Origin of the sequence: Devosia sediminis, from assembly GCF_016411825.1 — a bacterium.
GTDB classification, from domain to species: Bacteria; Pseudomonadota; Alphaproteobacteria; order Rhizobiales; family Devosiaceae; genus Devosia; species Devosia sediminis.
On the sequence record NZ_JAEKMH010000001.1, the window covers coordinates 1,061,989 to 1,082,122 of the forward strand.

The 20,134-nt window shown below is 61.9% G+C and carries 17 protein-coding genes; 11 read left to right on the forward strand and 6 right to left on the reverse strand.

Annotation, left to right across the window (positions count from 1 at the left end; genetic code table 11):
- Positions 1–114 precede the first annotated feature (114 nt).
- The 7 genes from JEQ47_RS21005 (at position 115) to JEQ47_RS05615 (ending at position 8,903) form a co-directional block, all read left to right on the forward strand.
- Positions 115–1,317: a tyrosine-type recombinase/integrase gene (locus tag JEQ47_RS21005; protein WP_198875370.1), complete on the forward strand. Its 1,203-nt coding sequence runs from the start codon at positions 115–117 to the stop codon at positions 1,315–1,317.
- Complete coding sequence (locus JEQ47_RS05590; RefSeq protein ID WP_328768266.1) at positions 1,310–2,866, forward strand: site-specific integrase; 1,557 nt, start codon at positions 1,310–1,312, stop codon at positions 2,864–2,866. The genes JEQ47_RS21005 and JEQ47_RS05590 overlap by 8 nt, the downstream gene beginning before the upstream one ends.
- On the forward strand, positions 2,863–4,797 hold the full coding sequence (locus JEQ47_RS05595) for a hypothetical protein (RefSeq protein ID WP_198875372.1): 1,935 nt from the start codon (positions 2,863–2,865) through the stop codon (positions 4,795–4,797). The genes JEQ47_RS05590 and JEQ47_RS05595 overlap by 4 nt, the downstream gene beginning before the upstream one ends.
- 73 nt (positions 4,798–4,870) lie before the next feature.
- Positions 4,871–5,848 (forward strand): nucleotidyltransferase family protein, encoded by a 978-nt coding sequence (locus JEQ47_RS05600; protein ID WP_198875373.1) that lies wholly within the window; start codon positions 4,871–4,873, stop codon positions 5,846–5,848.
- An 85-nt stretch (positions 5,849–5,933) separates the two neighbouring features.
- Positions 5,934–6,446, forward strand: coding sequence for a hypothetical protein (locus JEQ47_RS05605; protein WP_198875374.1), 513 nt, complete (start codon positions 5,934–5,936; stop codon positions 6,444–6,446).
- Positions 6,443–6,883 carry a VPA1267 family protein gene (locus tag JEQ47_RS05610; RefSeq protein WP_198875375.1) on the forward strand — a complete coding sequence of 147 codons (441 nt, stop codon included), beginning with the start codon at positions 6,443–6,445 and terminating at the stop codon, positions 6,881–6,883. The genes JEQ47_RS05605 and JEQ47_RS05610 overlap by 4 nt, the downstream gene beginning before the upstream one ends.
- A 127-nt stretch (positions 6,884–7,010) precedes the next feature.
- Complete coding sequence (locus tag JEQ47_RS05615) at positions 7,011–8,903, forward strand: AAA family ATPase (protein ID WP_198875376.1); 1,893 nt, start codon at positions 7,011–7,013, stop codon at positions 8,901–8,903.
- Between the two features lie 225 nt (positions 8,904–9,128).
- On the opposite strand, the gene JEQ47_RS05620 is transcribed toward JEQ47_RS05615, so the two are convergent.
- On the reverse strand, positions 9,129–10,085 hold the full coding sequence (locus JEQ47_RS05620) for a GlxA family transcriptional regulator (protein WP_198875377.1): 957 nt from the start codon (positions 10,083–10,085) through the stop codon (positions 9,129–9,131).
- Positions 10,086–10,167: 82 nt separating this feature from the next.
- Between JEQ47_RS05620 and JEQ47_RS05625 the strand changes: the two genes are divergently transcribed.
- Positions 10,168–10,836, forward strand: a complete 669-nt coding sequence (locus JEQ47_RS05625; protein ID WP_198875378.1) for a DJ-1/PfpI family protein — start codon at positions 10,168–10,170, stop codon at positions 10,834–10,836.
- Between the two features lie 58 nt (positions 10,837–10,894).
- Here JEQ47_RS05625 and JEQ47_RS05630 read toward each other — a convergent pair whose 3' ends face one another.
- The 4 genes from JEQ47_RS05630 to JEQ47_RS05645 form a co-directional block, all read right to left on the reverse strand.
- The gene (locus JEQ47_RS05630; RefSeq protein ID WP_198875379.1) at positions 10,895–11,035 is read right to left on the reverse strand and encodes a hypothetical protein; all 141 of its coding nucleotides are present in this window, start codon (positions 11,033–11,035) and stop codon (positions 10,895–10,897) included.
- A gap of 165 nt (positions 11,036–11,200) precedes the next feature.
- A complete protein-coding gene (locus JEQ47_RS05635) occupies positions 11,201–11,728 on the reverse strand; it encodes a hypothetical protein (protein ID WP_198875380.1) in 528 nt (175 codons plus the stop codon).
- Positions 11,729–11,878: 150 nt separating this feature from the next.
- Entirely contained in the window at positions 11,879–14,278 is a 2,400-nt protein-coding gene (locus JEQ47_RS05640) for an efflux RND transporter permease subunit (protein ID WP_198875381.1), read from the reverse strand.
- Positions 14,279–14,404: 126 nt separating this feature from the next.
- The gene (locus JEQ47_RS05645; RefSeq protein ID WP_198875382.1) at positions 14,405–15,283 is read right to left on the reverse strand and encodes an NAD(P)H-binding protein; all 879 of its coding nucleotides are present in this window, start codon (positions 15,281–15,283) and stop codon (positions 14,405–14,407) included.
- A 148-nt stretch (positions 15,284–15,431) separates the two neighbouring features.
- Between JEQ47_RS05645 and JEQ47_RS05650 the strand changes: the two genes are divergently transcribed.
- From JEQ47_RS05650 to JEQ47_RS05660, 3 genes are all read left to right on the forward strand, one after another.
- Positions 15,432–15,839: a winged helix-turn-helix transcriptional regulator gene (locus tag JEQ47_RS05650; RefSeq protein WP_198875383.1), complete on the forward strand. Its 408-nt coding sequence runs from the start codon at positions 15,432–15,434 to the stop codon at positions 15,837–15,839.
- A gap of 111 nt (positions 15,840–15,950) precedes the next feature.
- Positions 15,951–16,508, forward strand: coding sequence for a winged helix-turn-helix domain-containing protein (locus tag JEQ47_RS05655; RefSeq protein ID WP_236020652.1), 558 nt, complete (start codon positions 15,951–15,953; stop codon positions 16,506–16,508).
- Positions 16,505–17,728, forward strand: coding sequence for an MFS transporter (locus JEQ47_RS05660; RefSeq protein ID WP_198875385.1), 1,224 nt, complete (start codon positions 16,505–16,507; stop codon positions 17,726–17,728). Before JEQ47_RS05655 ends, JEQ47_RS05660 begins: the two co-directional genes overlap by 4 nt.
- Positions 17,729–17,743: 15 nt before the next feature.
- Here JEQ47_RS05660 and metE read toward each other — a convergent pair whose 3' ends face one another.
- Positions 17,744–19,996, reverse strand: a complete 2,253-nt coding sequence (metE, locus tag JEQ47_RS05665; RefSeq protein WP_198875386.1) for a 5-methyltetrahydropteroyltriglutamate--homocysteine S-methyltransferase — start codon at positions 19,994–19,996, stop codon at positions 17,744–17,746.
- Positions 19,997–20,134 lie beyond the last annotated feature (138 nt).

The window sequence follows — 20,134 nt, forward strand, 5'->3', positions numbered from 1 at the left end:
AGGGAGAAATCCCTTGTTAATCAAGAAGTAAAGGGGCTGCTGACGCGGCCCCTTTTCGCAATTACGGTGCGAGACAGAGGCGGGTACTTACGAATGTAAAGAAACGAGGGCTAAGTGACTGCTGCAGAAGCGATTCCACGTTTACATCGGGTTAAAAGGATCACTTACCCATCAAACGGGGAGAGATCAGTTCTTATCGAGGGACCACCCTGCGGCATCGGCCATGAAGCGTCCAGCCTCTACGTGGTGGCGTGTCTTCGCGCCGCAGGTCAGTCGCCCAACTCGATGTACCAGCAGCTTCTTGCGGTTTCGTTGCTTCTGGACTGGGCTTCCCATAGTGGGATCAATGTTGAGCAGCGCACCGGATCCTGCAATCTCTTCACGCGCGCTGAGGTGCTCTCGCTGAAGGACGCACTGCGAACTGATATGCGCCCTGACCGTCGGGGTCATGTTGTGTCGCCGAGCCATTTCGTCGCCCGATGCCTAGCGGTGAAGGACTACGTGGTCTGGCATACCGAGAATGCAATTTTTCGGATGCGTTCTGACGATGTGCGTCGAACACAATCATCGCAGATCTTGGACAACTTCATCGCCATGATCACGACAGGCCTGCCCACTGCGCAATCTGGCGAAAGGGAGGGCCTGGACGAGGAAGTGCAAGAGCTTTTCCTCCAAGCAATTCATCCGGAGAGCCCCCTGAATCCATTCCAAGAACAGCATCGAGTGCGCAACTACGCACTGCTGCTGCTGTATTGGGAGAAAGGCTCTCGCAGAGGCGAAAACCTAAAGATCAAGGTGAGCGACCTCTACTTGGTGGGTGACAATCCCAAAGCTCAAGTTCGTGCCCATCATGATGATCCGCTGGACACTCGCAGGATCGAGCCTCGGGTGAAAACCAACGAGCGAGATTTGGATATCAGTGAGAAGCTTCGGGCCGCGATCGAGGCTTGGCTGGGAGCAAGAACCAAGTACCCTCGCTCCAAGAAATGTCCTTACCTTTTCATCTCTCGGACTGGTTCGCCGCTTGCTGCGGACACCGTCAACGACATGTTCCGACTGCTTCGCAGTCGAGTAAAGGGCCTTCCTGCAGATCTCGTAACGCACCACCTCCGACATTCGGCAAACGACCGTTTCAGTGACTACGCTGAGGCTGCTGGTATGGACGAAGCCGAAGAGCGGTTGGTGCGCAACTACATGTTCGGCTGGAACAAGAACTCGTCGCAGGGCGAACGATACAGTCGACGTAGCACCCGTAAAAAGGCCCAGAAGGCCGCTCTAGCCATGCAGAGTAAACTGGTTGAGGGCGGCAATGCCTGAGTTGAATCCCAATCTGAGGAATGACCGTTCATTTCCCGGTCAAGGAATATTCCGAGATCAGGCAGGCTTGGAAGTAGATGGCAGGGGCCTGATTTGGCGTCTGAATAGCCCCCGCGTGGCCCTCAGACTAAATTGGTCGTTGATGCCCAGCCTTCCAGACGGCGTATTGGTTGCCACAACAGCCTTCATGCGCAACGTCATCGAGACGCAGAACGCGCAATCGGCTCACAATACGTTCTCCCACTTGAAAGAGGTACTCAAAAGCGATGTGTTCGCCGCCGCCTTCATCGAAGGTATGCCAGGCTTCGGCACGTTCCAGGAGTATTTGAATACCGTAGAAAATTCCTGGCGTGCCCATTACGCCCGGCAATGGTTCGAATGGTGTTCAACGATGGGCTACCCGGATTTTTCGGCCGAAGTCGCGCTTGAGATTTCTAGGTTGCGGGTTGGAGGCAACGAGAAGGGAAGAGCTGTCCTCTCAGCGGATCCCCAAGCAGGGCCGCTACTGGATCAAGAGGTCAGCAGTCTCATCAATGCTCTTCGGGCATCAGGCGATCTCTTGTCTTTACAAGAGCGGGCGTTGATCTGGCTGTGCCTCGCGCTTGGGCCTAATCCGATGCAAATCGCCCATCTGCGGGAAGAGGACGTCAAGATCATTAACGATGATGATCGACCCGCCTTCTTCCATTTGTCCGTGCCGCGAATGAAGAAGCGCGAAGCAGAAATGCGAAGCAGCTTCCGAACAAGAGCTCTGACTTGGGAAATTGGGTCGATCCTAATCGATCTAATGGAGGAAAATGCCAAACGGCGGTCCGATGCCAAAATCCCCGATCGGCTAGGCCATATCTTTCCATTGTTCCCTAGGGACTCGATACGCGCATCTGCACTTGGAACGCCGTTGGAGGAACTCGCCCTTCATCACAGTTCGCCCGATATCGGCAAAATGCTCTCTGAGGCAATTGATCGCCTCGCAGTGCCTTCTCGAACTGCCGGAGAGCGTCTACGGGTGACTTGCCGTCGCCTACGGTACACGTTCGCAACTCGTTTGGTCAGGGAAGGCGTCACCAAGCGCGAGGTGGCCGATCTTCTCGATCATACGGACTTGCAGAACGTCCAAGTCTACTTCGACATCAAGTCGGACATCGTTCAGAAGCTCGACAAGGCCATCGCAATGGCAGTGGCGCCAATAGCCCAGGCCTTCATGGGCCAAATCGTATTGGACGACGGCTATGCGGTGCGGTCTGGCGACCCTGACGCTAAAATTGCAGTAGTAGACGAGATCAACGGTGCCATCAAAGAGGTCGGCACCTGTGGCGAATTCTCGTTCTGCAGATTGTCGGCACCGGTGGCCTGCTACACGTGTGCCAAGTTCCAGCCTTGGGTGGAAGCACCGCATCATCTGCTTCTCGATGACCTCCTCAAGGAGCGCGAGCGGAAGCGAGAGGCTGGCCTGGATGGGCGCATGGTGACGCTCATGGACAATACGATCTTGGCCATCGCCGACGTCATTCAACGCATCGACGCCCGCCAGGGAGTTCAGACCCCATGAATGTGATCATCCTTCCTTCGGCTCGTGAACGGGATGCAGATGCAAATTTATCTGCATTTGTTGCAAAAGGCCGGGCCAGCAAAGCATTCGGCGTGGTGGACTTCGATGCCGATGTTTGGTGCGATGTTCAGTTGTCGAAGGCCAAACGCATCACCGCCGGCAACACTGGGCCCAAACAGTTGCACTTCCTTGTAGGTACTGGCGCCAGGGGAGCTGAGGACAAAGGAGCCCTGGCTAAGCCACTTAACGACTTCGTCAAGGCACTGCTTCGGCTAAGAGAAGAGGCCCGTCCTCAGCACATCGAAAATCATCGTGTCATGCTCCGTGCAGTGAGGCATCTGCATGCCATTATGGAAGAGCTGAACTACGACCCCTGTCGACTCCTGCCACGCCACTTTGACGCCGCGGCACGTAGAGCAGTGGCGATGGAGACCCCGAGCACCGCCTACGCAACGGGCAAGTTCTTGGCAGAGATCGTCGGCTGGATAAACCAACATGGCGTGGGCCGGATTCGCATCGAGTGGCGAAATGTCATCCCTCGCCCCTCCAACGATGATCGCATCAGCGAAGACGCTGCCAAACGTCGCACGGACAAGATGCCCAGTCCTGCTGCGCTTGAGGCATTGCCCAAGATCGCACAGTTGATGAACAGCACCACCCTGCCTGCTGACTTGATCCGCATGAGAACCGTTGAGCTTCTGGTCTGCGGAGGATGGCGTATCAACGAACTGCTGACAATTCCTGCAGATTGCGAAGTGGAGGAGGGCAACGTTGGCGATGAGGATTACCGTTACGGGATCCGTTACTTTGCTGAAAAAGGTTATGGTCCGGATATCAAATGGATTTCGACGCCTCTGATCTCGGTCGCCAAGCGGGCTATTTCTGACATTCGTCGCTTAACTCAGGATGTCCGCGAGGATGCGAAATTCATCTTCGAGAACCCAGGCAAGCACCCGATGCCCGTCCTTCAGGGTGATGCGGACGAATTGATCCAAGTTGCTGACATGGCGGCGGCTTTCAATACCACTGGCCCCATCATGACAGGCATCTGCAAGACCCGCCAAGTTAACCTGCCGGCCAGGGGAAAGATCCGCAGGGGTGATCTTGCATGTGCCTTGCTCGCTGACGTGCCGGTCGTACCCGCGGCATTCCCGCTAAAGCTTCATCAGTTCATGTTCCTCATTCGCGAGAACGAAATGCATGCTCGGCGGGGAGCTGTACCGGGCACGGTCCGCACCGTGGTCTGGGAGATGATCAGCGACTTCATCACCGGCGCCGAAGGGGTCCAAAACGTTTTCCAGCGCTATGGCTTCTCGGAGCCGGACGGGACTTTGATCACGGTAAAAAGCCATGCGTTCAGGCACTGGCTGAACACCTTGGCGCAGGAAGGCGGCATGAGCCAAGAGCTGATCGCGCGATGGTCTGGCCGCAAAGACATGAACCAGAATTCTTTCTATGACCATGTCAGTGGCGCAGATCTGGCAAAGAAGGTCCGCGGCATGATTGAGAGTGGCGGTCTCATCGGACAGGTCGCCAAGGTGCGTGAAACTCTTCCTCCCATCGAGAGAGATGCGTTCCTGGCGACGCAGATTTCGACGGGTCATGTCACGGACATTGGTATCTGCGCCCATGACTGGCAGTTGGCCCCATGTCCGGTGCACGGCGACTGTGCCACCTGTGGCGAGCACATTATCGACAAGAACAATGCCGACCAGCGAGCGGCAGCCGAACGGCAGCTAGAGCAGGTGGAGTCTATGCTGGCCATTGCAGAAGCCGAGGCAGTAGATGGGACCTTGGGCGCTCCTCGTTGGGTGGAAGCTCACCGAAGAAAGCGTATCGGACTGCTGGAAGTGATTGCCGTTCACAATGACATCGCAATCGCCGATGGGACGTTCGTGCATCTGGGTAGTAAGGGCTCGGACGGTCGTTAACCAAGAGAGTAGGACAGCACTTGATATCTTGCTGTTCCACCCAAATCTGGATGATCAGCGAAGGGTGGACCAAATGGAAATCAGGCCATTTTCATACGAGCAATCCGAACTTGTCCATGCGGCCGTTCCTTTATGGCGAGAGAGGGCACGACTGCTGCTGGCAGACGCAAATCTCCATGGGGGTATGCGCTGGAAATCGGTTCGAGATCGTGAATATCTAATCCACTACTGGACGGATCGGGCCACTGGCCAGAAGAAATCAAAGTCCTTTGGACGACGTTCAGAAGCCAGTGAGGCGACGCTAGCGACCTTTATCAACAAGCGAGCTGATCTCAGTGAGCGCTTTGCTCGATTAGATTGCAGCACCTCTTCTTGGGCTGAGAGCGCACGCGGAATCGGAGCCAGAAGGCTGTCGTCATTCGTCTCGAACCTTTACCGCGAGTTCCATGTATCGAACATCGTCGGGGTGCAGCTCGTCGACCGCGATTCGTCGTTGGCGCAATCGGTTCACTTGGGATCCAACCTGACCGGGGTGCCCCCGTTTGACCCCTTTGACGTGGGGAGGGGTGCAACCGTCCTGTTTGTTCCCCCAGGCGTTGAAATCGACGAGGTCGCCAAAGCGGTGCTGCGCACCGATCGTAGATTGGAGAGATCGGGTCACGCTATCATCGGGGATGATGGTACTCGCGCTGCGGCTGTATTGGTCGAAGTCCCCCATCTGGTGGGTTGGGCTGTCCAACATGGTGGTGAGGATCTAGGGGCAGCCTTGTTCCAGTGTCTTGGTGCGGGCTCAATCGATGCCGTGCTTCCAGATGCCAACTGGTTGCCTTTGTCCGTCAGCGCGTTGCAGCCGGCAGCAAGTGTGATGATTGCTTTCGCTGCCCAGAGCGCGATGCATGGCCAGCGGCTCGCGGCTATCGAAGACTACACCGTCCATATGGCGCGGTTGCTGTTGGATCGCGAAGATCCGTTGATATTCCCGGCACTTGACGCAGTGCCAGAATTGCTGGAGCAGGTTCAGGCTGGGGGCTATGATGGCCTCAGGATCTAGAGCAACTCATCGCTCCCCGAACTCGATCAAACCCACCTTAAGAAATTCCCGGTACCAAGTGCCTGGGGCACGAAGGGCGGCAGGGATGGTCGAGAATAGCAAACCAAGCGGAAAGGCCGTGGCGCGAGGGAACAAGCGCATGTCTTCCGCGGATGTTGAAAAGGTTCGCAAGATCGTAAGCGAATGGGCGTCCGAGCCGATGAGCTGGGACCTCATCCGCGAAAAGGTTTTGATCGAAGTTCAAATCCCAAGCAAGAGCGCAAGCAGAAATGGTTCTGCTGTTGAACCCTGGACGCGTCAGGCCCTTTCGGGTCATGCAGAGATCAAGAACGCATTCCAGAAGCGCAAGAACGAACTTGCTGCCGAGCGTCGTCGGAACGAAAAGAACCCTGCTCGAAACAACGACCCTGAGGTGGTCCTCCTCAGGCGCGAACGAGATGCCCTACGTATAAAGTTAGCCGACGCCGAAGCCAAGCTCGCCCACTACGAAGAGCTATTCCAACGCACCGTGTACAACCGGTTTGAGCGTGAAAACAACGCGCCCGACTTACTGAAGCCGTTGCCCAAAAAGTTTGACCGCCAGGGCCGCGACAAATGAGCGGCAAATCCGGCGTCGAGATCGGCGTCGAGAACGTTGCTCGGCTCCAGGCTTATCTCGATGGATTGGCCGCCGTCGGGGAGCCCCTGCCCATGCGGGCTGGCAAGCCCAACATGTCGGCGATCGCCTTGGCATGCGGGTTCGACCGGCAGGTCCTTTACAAGAACCCGGCTGCCGTGGCGCTGATCGACGAGATCGTGGCCCGTGCGCCGGCGAGGGAGCCCGAAGCCGACACCGATCCGGAGGAGAAGCCGCGGTCCGACCGGCGCGACCAGCGCATCATGCAGCTCGAGCAGCAGTTGGCCGCCGCTCGGGCTGAGAACGCCGGCTTGCGGGAACGGCTACGTCGCCTCCAGCACATCGAAGAGCATGTCACCGAAACAGGCCGCAGGATAGCGAACCCGGCCCTCCCTTCCTTTGGAGGGACCGGGGAATGACCTTCCTTCGGAGCCGACCTGCGAACAGCAGCACCGCCACGCGCAGTGGAAGGCAAGGGGTTACACGGTCCGGGCGCAGCCCGGAGTGGTGCGGGCCCCCCTTGCCGGAACGAGCATGGTGGTAGCCTTGCATCGTAGTCGGGAAAGAGCCACCGACGTCATCGTCCGTCACTTGGCGACCAACCCATCCTTCGCCGGCATCGGCTTCGCCAAGGCGGCCAAGCTCGGCGAGGCGTTCGGATCCGATCTGGCTCGTGTCCTCGCCGATGGCGATGTCCAGCAATTCGTACCGATCGTCGGCCGAGAGGTCGCCGAGGGATTGATTGTTGCCTGGCGCGAGCACCTTGCCCGGGGCGACACGGTGGTCTGGCTCGGCGAGCATGGCCTCGACCCGCGCTTCGCCGGCAAGATCGTCGACTTCTGGGGTGAGGAGGCGCCGCAGCGCCTCAACGAGAACCCATACATCCTCCTGGCCTTCACCGGCTTCGCGAAGGTCGATGCCGCGGCCAGATCGCTCGGCATTGCCGCTTCGGATCCGCGGCGCTTGATCGCTGGCGCAGAAGCGGCGCTCTACGCCGGCTTGGATGACCGGCACACCTGGATGAGCAACGATGACCTGGTGGCCGGCATTCGCCGGCTTCTGGCCTGCGACGCCCAAGCCGCAGCCAATGCCATTGCGCTCGCGATCGAGGATAATGCAATTGAAGCCTGCGGCGAGGGTTGGCAGGCGGCCGGTCCAGCCATGATGGAACAGTTCGTTGCCCGGCGCCTGGAGCAGATGGTCAAGCCTCCAATGATGGAAGACCTGATAGCCCGTGAGGTCGGCGCCGACGAGGTGACTGCGGCCCTCGAGGATTGGTGTCGGCGCGAGGATCTTGTCCTTGATGACGAGCAGCGCCAGGCTGTCGAGATCGGTGTGCGCGAACGCTTCGGCATCATGACGGGTGGCGCCGGCGTGGGCAAGACCACCGTGCTCAAGGCACTGGTGGCCCTGTGCGAGCAGTTCGGCCGATCCGTCCACATGGCAGCGCTGGCGGGCAGGGCGGCCGTTCGCATGTCGCAAGCCACTGGAAGACCTGCGTCGACCATCGCGGCCTTCCTCAAGGCCGTGGCGGCCCATAAGATCGCCCTGGGGCCCGAGAGCCTCGTCGTCTTCGACGAGAGCTCCATGCTCGACCTGCCGACCTTCTACAAGATCCTGCGCGTGCTGCCAGATGGCTGTCGCCTCATGCTCGTCGGCGATCCCGGCCAGCTCCCGCCTATCGGCTTCGGGCTGACCTTTCACGTCCTTGCCGAAGCCGGCATCTTCCCCATGGTCGAGTTGCAGAAGGTCTATCGCCAGACCGGTGTCAGCGGTATTCCCGCCGTGTCGCGCTCGATCCGTAACGGCATCGTTCCCGATCTCGGTCGGTTCGAAGGCAAGACCGCTGGCGTCTCCTTCGTGCCCTGCGGTGCTGAAGCCATGGCCGATGCCATCGTTGATGTCGCAGCCGAGCTCGGCAATATTGGCGACGAAGTTCGCATGCTCTCGGCGGTGAAGGCGGGGCCGGCTGGGATCCTGGCGTTGAACCAGCGCTTCCATCGCATCATGGCCGCCGGACGGGGAGTCTGGATGGGCTATGCCGTCGGCGAGCCGGTGATGTTCCTGAAGAATGACTACCAGCGCGGTCTGCGGAACGGCTCGCTGGGCAAGGTGCTGGCCCATGACGAGGGGCTGGTCTGCGACTTCGATGGTCAGGAGCATCGCTTCAGTCAACAGGACCTTTCGGACCTGATGTTGGCCTATGCCATGACGGTCCACAAGAGCCAGGGGTCGCAGTTCAAACGGGTCATCGTGCCCGTCCAGCGTAGCCGAATCCTTGATCGCACCCTGATCTACACCGCCGTAACGAGGGCGACCGATCAGGTGGTGCTCATTGGGGATACCAAGGGTCTCAGGATGGCCATTACCGACCCACCTTCGGCATCCCGGCGTAAGACAGGGATGTTGGCTCAATTCAGCCGTTTCGAAAGGTCTTGAACTTCTAGGAAGGTTCGCCGACAATTAGCTCCAGACGTCGGTGCCCCGACAACCCTTGATGCTATTTTTACATCGACCTTAACGCGCGGCTAAATCGTTAAAGATTACAAGTCACTAACACACACATTGCGCTATGTACCCGGGTCAACCCTTCTGAACGGGCAGGACACAAAGGGCGGCCGGTGGCCGCTCTTCTTGTTTTGGGGGGCCGAACCTTGCGGCTGACTACGCGGCAAACCGCTCGCGATAGGCCTGGGGACTGACGCCGACGCGGCGCAGGAAGGCGCGGCGCAAGGTTTCCTCGCTGCCGAAACCGCAGCGGCTGGCAACGCGTGCCACCGACAGGCTCTGCTCGAGCAGGCGCCTCGCGGTTTCGATGCGCAGGTCTTCGACGGCCCGGGCCGGGGTGCGGCCGGTTTCGGCGCGATAGCGGCGGGAAAAATTGCGCTCGCTCATGCCGGCGCGATCGGCGAGTTCGGGCAGAGCCAAAGGCCGGTCGAGATTTTCCATGATCCAGCCATGGAGAGCGTCGAAGCGACCGCCTTGATCCTGGAGGGTGAGCGCAGCGCTGAACTGCGACTGGCCGCCGGGGCGCTTGAGGAAGACGACCAACTGGCGGGCGACCGACAAGGCCAGGTCGCGCCCGAGATCGGCCTCGACCAAGGCCAATGCCAGGTCGATGCCGGCGGTGACACCGGCCGAGGTCCAGTACTTGCCATCGGCAATGAAGATCGGGTCGGGATCGAGTTTGACGGCCGGGAAGCGGGCGGCGAATTCGGCGCAGCGCCACCAGTGGGTGACGGCGCGGCGGCCATCGAGGAGACCAGTGGACGCCAGGAGAAAGGCGCCGCTGCACACCGAGGTGGCGCGCCGGGCACTGCTGGCGCGGGCCTTGATCCAGCCGACCAGGGCGATGTCGTCGCAGGCGTCATAAACGCCCCAGCCGCCTGAAATCACCAGCGTATCGAGCAGCAGGTCGTCGGGCGGGAGCGGCGCGGCTTCGAGGGCGAGGCCCGACGAGGTGACGAGGCGCGGCGTGGCGGCCACGACCACCGGCTCATAGGGGGCGGGCAAGCCCATGGAACGGGCCATGTCATTGGCCGAGGCAAAGACCTGCAAGGGCCCGGCGACGTCGAGCAACTGGCAGGCGGGAAAACCGAGAACTTCAATGCGGCGAGGCATTTGGCGAGAACCGTGGGGACTATGGCAATTCAGCCAGGAGGCTGGCGCATAGGATCGGCTCGGTCAACCCAGTGGAGGCAGCATGACCATCAGCATCGGACTTCTGGTTTTTCCCAATGTGCAGCAACTCGACCTGACCGGACCCTATGAAGTGTTCGCCTCGGCGCCCGGCGTCACGGTGCACCTGATCTGGAAGGATCTCGCGCCCATACGCAGCGCTACCGGCCTCATGCTGGCGCCGACCATGCTGCTGGCGGATTGCCCGCAACTGGACGTGATCTGCGTACCGGGTGGCGCGGGCGTCAATGCGCTGCTGACCGACGCGGTGGTGCTCGACTTCCTGCGGCACCAGGCGGCAGAAGCACGCTTCGTCACTTCTGTTTGCACCGGGTCGCTTGTGCTGGGTATGGCGGGACTGCTGGAGGGGCGGCGGGCGAGTTCGCATTGGAATGCCGTGGATCTGCTGCCGCGGCTTGGCGCCATTCCGACCGAGGGCCGCGTGGTGCGGGACGGCAATGTCATCACGGCGGGTGGCGTGACCTCTGGGATCGACTTCGGGCTGACCGTGCTGGCTGAACTGGTGGGCGAGGACGTGGCGCGGCGGGTGCAACTGTCGCTCGAATATGCGCCGGAACCGCCCTTCGACAGCGGTACGCCGGATCGCGCGCCTGCGGAGCTGGTGGCGCAGGCGCGGGCAGGCATGGCGGCATCGCGCGCGGAGCGGGAGCGGTTGCTGCCTCCGGTGTCGTAAAGAGGCCGGCCGGGTGGATGTGGTCAACCGGCTTGTCGGATGGGGTCGGGGGCGGCAACTAAGCCTGCTCGCCCTCAAAAAGTATCTGACCGGGTTCGTCCCACAGCATCACGGCTTCATGCGCTGCGAGTGCCAGTAAAATCCAAAGGGCAAGACTGCTTGCGATGGCGAAGAGCCATCCTTTTGCACGGTAGGTCATGGCGCGACCCTGCCACCTGCACGGTAAACAGGTCTAGCCTGATCACATGGACGTCAGTGGAGATCGGGAGCCAGCATTTCGGGCAATTGGCGATCTGTGCCGCCGGCCACCCCATAAGCAAAGGGCAGCCCGGAGGCTGCCCTTTTCGAAGAGGGAATGCGATGTTCAGCGCGAGAAGGGCACTTCGGCGCGGAGGCTGTCACCAGATTCGACATAGACGACCTCGAAGGTGACGTGAATGTCTTCGGGATTGAGCTGGATCTGGGCAGCGATGTTGAGGTCCTTGCCCTCTTCGTCCTGATCGCGTTCGCGCAGGTTGAAGATGAGGCCCGAGCCGCGCTTCTGACCTACGGCAATACCAGTGAAGGTGGCGTTGGAGGTCATGGCAGCCTCAAAGCGCCTGTTGGCCTCGACATAGGCCAGTGTGCCGGCGACGGACAGGTTGGTGCCGGCCAGGGCGCAGCGGCCGTTGTAGTTGACCTTGTCCTGGTTGCCCTGAGTCAGCGTCAGGCGGCAGACCACGGTCTCTTCGCTGGCGCCATAGAGGACGCCGCGGCCGCGCCATTCCCCGATATAGGACTGTAGCAAGGCGACGTCGGCTGGTGCCGCAACCGCCGGAGTGACGCCGGCAATGGCGGAAAACAGGAGACCTGCCAGCGCCGCGGCACGGGTCAGGGATCCGAAAGTGGTCATGGCAGGAAGCCCTCCAAAAAGCGAAACAAGCCCCCCGGCCGTTCAGCGAATCATCGATAGCAAATTTGCCAGCGTTTTGCGCGTCGGCTCGCCAGAATTTGCTTTGCGCGAGCGATCATCCGCCGACCGTGTGCGGCGCGCCACAGACCGTCAGGCTCCGCCCGCCGCGCCCGGAGCAGCCGGCGGCGTCGCCCCGGTCGTATGGGTGTCGGCGGTCGGGTCGTCCGGGGTAGGGTCGTTGTCGACCATGCGCACGCCGATCCTGCCCAAGGGATGGAAGAATTTCCCGCCGGCCGCCAGCAAAGCGGGAAGGATGAAGAGGTCGCCGACCACGGCAAAGGCCAGGGTGGACACGAAAAGCGTGCCGAACAGGGCCACCTGCGGCAGCTCGGAGAAGGTGACGATGATGACGCCCGAGCAGAGGATGATGGTGGTGGCGACGATGGCGCCGCCGATGCGATCGAGCGTGTGCTTGACCGCATCGAGATGGGCCATGCCCTCGTCTCGCCGGGAATGGAGATAGTGCGAGAGGAAATGCACCGTATCGTCCACGGCAATGCCGAAAGCGATGGTGAGGGCGATGACCGTGGTCAGTTGCAGGCCGGCGCCGGTGAAATAGAGCCAGGCAATGGTCGCCAGAACCGGAAACAGGTTGGGGATGGCGGAGGCCAGTGCCACCCGGAAGGACTGGAAGGCAAAGCCGATCAGCGCGATGTTGACGAGCACCGAAAGGGTGAGGTCGAGCTGCAGGCCGCGCACAATGTCGTCGGTGGCGAAGGTGGTGAGGATGCGGAAGCCGCCGATCTCGGCATCGGTGATGCCGGCGGTTGCGAGCTCGGCATCGAGATCGGCCACCAATTGCTTGAGCACCTCGGAATCGATGATGGTGGGCATGAAGCCGGTCACCAGGGCCTGCGAACCGTCGTCTGTAACGAAACGCTGACGCATGAAGGGGCCGACGGCGTCGAACACCTCCTGGCGGGTGAAGCCACTGTCGGTGTAGTTGGTCATGCTCGCGGCGGAGATGACCTTGTTTTCCCCGAGGTGGCTTTCGACGATGCGGTGGACGGTCGCCACCTTTTCGAAATCGACCGGCGCGATGTTGGGGTCGTTGCCCATGAGGGGCACGCGCACATAGAGCGGGGCGACGCCGCCGACACCCTCGTCGATGCTCTCGGCGGCCGTCAGCGCGGTGGATTCGCGGGCGACAAAATCCTCGAAGGAGAAATGCGGCTTGATCAGCCCATAGGGGATGAGCAGCGCGAAGGTGACGACGATCGCCAGGATCGAGATCGGGCGGCCGAAGCGGCTGGCGAGGAACCAGCTCAGCGGCAGGGGCGCGGTCAGCACGACGCTGGACTTGGGCGGCGCCTTGAAGCCGAGCCGAAGCGCGAATTTCAGCAGCAACGGCAGGAAGGTCATCAGGCAGACAAAGAGCAGGAACGTCCCTAGCGCGCCCGCCATGGAGAATTCTCGGATGCCCTGGCCCGGGGTCAGCGCCAGCGAGGCGAAGCTGACGAACGTCGTGAGCATGGTGAGCGCAGCGGCGGGCCCGACGAGCTTGACGGTGGCGTCCACCGCCTTGTTGGGCTCCATGCCGTCGCGCCAGAACGCCAGCCAGTTGAAGACGAAGAACATGGACTCGGCGAAGGAGATCACCAGAACCAGCGTCGTGACGATGATGGTGAGGAAGGAGAATGATCCGAAGAACATCAGGATCATGCCCATGGACCACATGACCGCGAGGAACGGCGTGGCTGCGACGATGATGGCGCCAAAGAAGGACCGGAGGGCAAAGAGGGCAATGATGGCGCCGAGCCCGAAACCCCAGACGGTGAACTTGATCTGGTCGTCGACCGCGGCGTTGAGCATTTCCGAGGTCCAGACCGGCGGGCCGGTCAACTCAGTGCTGAAGCCTGCATCCTTATAAAAGGAAATGGTTTCGCGCAGGCTTTCGATCATCGCCTTGGCGCCGCGCTCCTTCACCAGTTCCTGGTTTGGGAACATGATGAGCACCACGCCGGTGAGATCGGGCGTGATGAGATTGCGCATCATGGGATCGTTCTGCTGCAGATCCATGAGGCTCATGGCGACTTCGTCGGCCGTTAGCATGCCCTCGGGAACCGCGGGCGCGGAGCCGCCGCCTTCGGTGGGCTTGCGGAGGGTGAAGGGCGACATGGTGCCGACCGCGAACTCATTGAGCTCGAGATCAAAGGCCAGGTTGCGCACCTGCTCGATGACATCAGGGTCCACGAGATTGGGCGCGTTCACGAGAACATAGATATCGTTCTCGAAGGTCCCGAAGGTTTCCGACAGGTGCTCGTAGGCGTCGTAATACTGGCCCGAATGCGCATAAACGCGCAGCAGGTCGCCATCGACATTGGCCTTGGGGATCTGGGTGAAGGCGAAAATGGTGAAGACCAGTACGGCCAGCGCCGTCAGTCGCGGGAAGCGAAGGGTGGTCAGGCCGATATATTCGAGACCAAAACCGATCGAGCGCTTGTAGAGGACGCTTTCGTAAATACGCTTGAAGACAGAACCCGCAGACACCAGAACCCGACTCCCCCTTGGGCGGCATAGAGCGCTTTTTCTACGGGTTTGATGCGAATGCGTCCAGCATGTGCCGGTATGCCGGGCGGTCACAATGCGACCCGCCCGGAGGCGGGTCGCATGAGGTCAGGCGCCGAGGGCGGCGGCATTGGCCTTGAGGAAATCGGAGAAGGCCTGCGGCTTGCGACCGGAATAGCGCTCCACCACATCGGTGACGATGGCATGCTGGCCAGCAGCGGCATCCAGATCGAAGGCGACCAGGAGGGCAGCGTAGGGGCCGGGCAGGCCGGCGGCTTCAAGGCCAGCCTGCAATTCCGGGCCCGTGAGGCCAATGCGCGTGACCGGCTTGCCGGTCAGCTCGGTGTAAAGCGCAGCGACCTCTTCCTGGGTGATGGGAGCAGGGCCGGTCACCTCGACAATTTCCTTGCCGGTGGCCGAAAGCAGCGCGCCAGCGGCGGTGCGGGCGGTATCCAGGCGCGTCACATAGTTGCGGCCGCCGCCATTGGTGGCGTCGAAGAGCTTGCCGCTGGCAAGGGCGGCACCAGCGCCGACAATCGCCATATCGGCATAGATGTGATCGCGCAGTAGGGTGAAATCGAGACCCGAAGCGGCGATCGCCTGTTCGGTCCAGTAGTGATCGGAAATGCCGCCGGCATCGGCATTGGGGCGGGCGGCGGGGGCGGAAGTATAGGCGATGTATTTGACACCGGCGGCCTTGGCGGCGGCGACGGCGCCGATCTGCTGCTGGGCGCGATTGGGCGCAAGGCCGCTGATCAGCAGCACGCGGTCGACGCCGGCAAAGGCGCTGGCGAGGCTGGAATCATCGTCAAAATCGAGATGGCGGACGTCGACGCCCCGGGCGGCGAAGTCTGACAGTTTGGCAGTATCGCGGGTGCCGGCGACGATTTTGGTGGCGCCGCGCGCCAGCAGTTCGTCGACCGCCAGACGGCCAAGCTGGCCGCCGGCCCCGGTGACGAGCAGGGTTTGATCCTTGAATTGAGTCATGTCGAATGCTCCTGAGTTGGGACCTGACCTCTCTTGAAGCTTTTGCCGGTGGAGAGTAAGTATCCGAAAGAGAGTGCCTATCTAGTCGCGCCTGATGAGGCTGAAAAGGAGGCACTTTTTCGGCCGAAGATTACCTGAAGGTAAGTGCATGCAGCAGGGAAGCGATATTGCGGGTGAGTTCGTGGAGCGTTGGAACGCAGCGGCCGAGGTCGAACAGACGGGCACCTGCCCGGTGCGGGACGTGCTCGACAAGATCGGCGACAAGTGGAGCATGCTGATCGTTATGTACCTGGCGGCCGCCCCAAAGCGCTTCAATCAGTTGCATCGCGAGATCCCCGATATTTCCCAGAAGATGCTGACCCAGACCTTGCGCGACCTGCAGCGGGACGGGCTCGTGTCGCGACACGTGTTCGACACCAAGCCGCCCTCGGTGGAATACCGCCTCACGGGGCTTGGCCAATCGCTGATCGTGCCCTTCGGATACCTGATCGAGTGGGCAAACAAGAGCATTCCCGAGATCGTGGAAGCGCGCGCCTGCTTCGATGAGATTGCCTGATTGCAAATAAATCTTTGCAAAGAGGTGTTTGCAATGTAACCTCCGCAGCAGAGATGTGGAGGCAGGCGCATGGCAGAGCGGCGAACAATCAGTCGGATAGAGCCCGATGCCATGGCATTGCGAGCGCTGGCACATCCGGTGCGGATGCGCATGTTGGGCCTGCTGCGGATCGAGGGCCCGGCCACGGCTAGCGGTCTTGCCGAGCGGCTCGGGCTCAACAGCGGGGCCACCAGCTATCACCTGAGGCAGCTGGCGCGGCACGGCTTCATCGTCGAGGACGAGGAGCGGGGCAATGCGCGCGACCGCTGGTGGAAGTCGGCGCATGAGTCGACGGTGTTCCATTCCGACAACAGTGACGACGACGCCCTCGACGCGGGGATCGCCTTTGCCGAAGCGGCCCTGCAGAACCAGATCGGGCAGATGAAAGCGGCGCTGGCGCAGTATGGCTCGCTGTCGGCGGAATGGCGCGACGCCTCGACATTGAGCGATCTCATCATTCCGCTGACCGCTACGGACGCCAAGGCGCTGATCGAGCGCCTCAACCGGGTGATTGCCGACGCAATGGAGCAGGCGCCAAAGCTCGGTGGACCCTATCCGCCCGATGTCGAGCCCTTCACCGTGATGCTGCATGCTTTTCCCCGCCCATCCGAAGAGGGGAATGAGCAATGAGCCGCCATGCGCCACTCGTCGGGCTGGCCACGGCCACGGTGATGTCGGTTGGCGGCACGCGGCTCTCGGCCATTGCGATTCCGTGGCTGGTGCTGACGCTGACCGGCAGCCCGGTTCTCACAGGGCTCGTGGGGTTTGCGGAACTCCTGCCCTACGTGCTGGCCAAGGCGTTGGGCGGGCCACTGATCGACCGGCTGGGGGCAAGGCGCATCGCCATCTGGTGTGACTGGCTGTCGGCACTGGCCGTGGTCCTGGTGCCGGTGCTGTTCTGGATGGGCTGGCTGTCGGTGTGGGCACTGCTGCCGGCGGTGGCCCTGATCGGCGTGTTGCGGGCGCCGTCGGACGTAGCCAAACAGGCGCTGGTGCCGACTCTGGCAAAGCTGGGCGACCTGCCGCTCGAGCGGGTAACCGGGGTCATGGGGGCGAGCGACCGGCTCGCGGGGACGCTAGGAGCCGCTGCCGGCGCTGCCCTCATCGGGGTGATCGGACCGGGTCCGGCGCTGCTGGTCAATGCCGTCGGATTCGGTCTCTCCGGCCTTTTCGTGGCGCTGTTCGTGCCAAAGGCAGCAGCGTCGGAGCATCACGGGCAACGGGGTCGCTATCGCGATGACTTCACGGCCGGCTGGGCGGTGCTGCGCGGCGACCCGGTTCTGGTGAGCCTCGTGGTGATGATCGCCTTCACCAATTGCTTCGACCAGGCCTATGCCATGGTGCTGCTGCCGGTCTGGGTGAAATCCTCCGGCCTCGACGTGGCCTGGGTCGGCATTCTGCTCGCGACGTTTTCTGGAGCGGCGATTGCCGGGGCGATGGTGGCCGCGGCCATCGGCAACCGGCTGCCGCGGCTTCTGGTCTATACGCTGGGGTTCATGTTTGCCGGGCCGGTGCCGATGATGCTGCTGGCCTCGGGCGTGCCGCTTCCGGTGGTGCTCGGAGTGCTGCTGGTCAGCGGCTTTGCCGCCGGTTTCATCAACCCGATCATCGGGGCGATCCTGTTTGAGCGCATTCCCGGGCCGATGGTGGGGCGGGTCATTGCCCTCGTGGGCGCGCTGGCCTGGACGCTGATGCCGTTTGGCGGGCTCTATGCCGGGTTCCTCACGGAAAACCTCGGGATCCAGGCGGCACTGGCGATAACCGGATGCCTTTACCTTGCGGCAACGCTGGCGCCAATCGTGGTGCCGAGTTTCCGGCAGATGAACCGGCCCCGGCAGGCGAGCGCCTGACGGAGCCGGATGCGGTCAGCCGCGCAGGATGCGCGCGGTTTCGACCAAATGGCCGAGCGATGCCTTCACCTCTGGCCAGTTGCGGGTCTTGAGACCGCAATCGGGATTGACCCAGAGCTGGGCCGCAGGGATGCCCTCGGCCGCCTTGCGCATCAGGGCGACCATGTCGTCGCGCGACGGTATTCGAGGCGAATGAATGTCCCAGACGCCGGGGCCGATCTCGTTGGGATATTTTAAATCGCGGAAGGCTTCGAGCAGTTCCATGTCGGAGCGCGAGGTTTCGATCGAGATCACGTCGGCATCCATTTCGGCGATGGCGGGCATGATGTCGTTGAACTCGGCGTAGCACATATGGGTGTGGATCTGGGTGTCGTCGGCAACGCCCGAGGCGGAGAGCCGGAAACAGTCCACCGCCCAGCGCAGGTAGCTCTCCCAATCGGCCTGGCGCAGCGGCAGGCCCTCCCGCAGGGCGGGTTCGTCGATCTGGATGATGCCGATACCGGCCGCTTCGAGATCGAGCACTTCGTCGCGGATAGCGAGGCCGATCTGGCGGCAGGTTTGCGAGCGGGGCTGGTCGACGCGGACAAAACTCCATTGCAGGATGGTGACCGGGCCGGTGAGCATGCCTTTCATGTGGCGGTCGGTGAGGGAGGCCGCATAGGCGGACCAGCGCACGGTCATTGGGGCAGGGCGGCTCACATCGCCATAGATGACGGGCGGCTTGACGCAGCGGGAGCCGTAGGACTGGACCCAGCCGTTTTTGGTGAAGGCGAAGCCATCGAGTTGCTCGCCAAAATACTCCACCATGTCGTTGCGCTCGAATTCGCCATGCACCAACACGTCGAGGCCCAGTTCTTCCTGGATGCGGATGGCGCTTTCGGTCTCCCGTTCGAGGAAGGCGTCGTAGCCGGCGGCGTCGAGGAGGCCCTTCTTGTGCGCGGCGCGGGCCTCGCGCACCGCGCTGGTCTGCGGGAAGGAGCCGATGGTCGTCGTCGGATAGGCCGGCAGTTTGAAACGGGCGCGTTGCCGGTCGCGACGGGCGGGGAAGGGGGAGTGCCGGTCGAGCGGGATGGCCTCGGTGGCGCGGGACTTTACCGCGGGCTTGTGAATGCGCGGCGAGGCCTTGTGGGTTGCCATGGCGGCGGCAGAGGCCTCGAAGGCAGGTTTGGCGGCGCCGCGCCCCCGCTTCTGCGCCAGGGACAGAGCGGCGACTTCGTCGAGCTTCTGCCGGGCAAAGGCGAGCCAGGATTTCAGTTCAACATCGAGGGCGGTTTCGGCATCGAGATCGACCGGACTGTGCAGCAGCGAGCAGGACGGGGCGAGCTCGAGCCGGTCGGGGCCGACCTTGTCCCAGGCGCGGGCGACGAGGCCAAACGCCCGGTCGAGATCGGTACGCCAGATGTTGCGGCCATCGACTACGCCGACCGAGAGCACCTTGTTTTTGGGAAGGGCGGCAAACACCGCATCGAGCTGGTCCGGAGCGCGGACGAGATCGATATGGAGGCCGGCGACCGCCAGGCCGGCAGCCAACTCGGTATTGTCCAGCAACGAACCGAAATAGGTGGCGAGCAGCAGGCTGGGGCCGGCTTTGCCGAGGACGTCATAGGCGTTCCGGAATGCCGCCTTCTGCTTTTCGGTGAGGTCGAGGACCAGGATGGGTTCATCCACCTGAACCCATTGTGCGCCGGCGCCGGCGAGGCGGGCGAGGAGATCGGCATAGACCGGGATCAGAGCGTCGATGAGGTCGAGCGGGTCGAGTTCGGCGTCCTTGGCCTTGGCGAGACTGAGGAAGGTCACTGGGCCGAGGATGACGGGGCGGGTCTCGATGCCGAGCGCTTTCGCCTCCCGATACTGCGAAAGGGGTTTTGCGGCGTCGAGCGCGAAGGCCTGGCCGGCATGCAGTTCGGGGACGATGTAGTGGTAATTGGTGTCGAACCACTTGGTCATCTCCATGGCCGGGGCGTCGGCGGTGCCGCGGGCCATGGCGAAATAGAGCTGGTCAGGATCGTCTATTCCCGCAAAGCGAGGGGGAATGGCGCCTGTTAGCACCGATGTATCAAGGACGTGGTCGTAGAGCGAAAAATCGTTGGAGGGGATGACGTCGATGCCGGCGTCGCGCTGCAGCGTCCAGTGGCGGGCACGGAGATCGGCGGCAGTGGTGTGCAGCGCGGCGGCGTCGGTCGCGCCTTTCCAGAAACTCTCCTGAGCTTTCTTGAGCTCGCGATGAAGGCCGATGCGGGGGAAGCCGAGATTGGCTGAACGGGTCATGATTTTTCCAATGCGAATGGGCCCGGCGCTCAGGCGAGCGCAGGCGAAGAAGCTCAAATGGGGGTAGGGCCGGCCGGAGCCGGATCAGCGACGCATTCGGAAATCGAGACGAGGGGTCGTCATGGGTCAGTCCTCTTG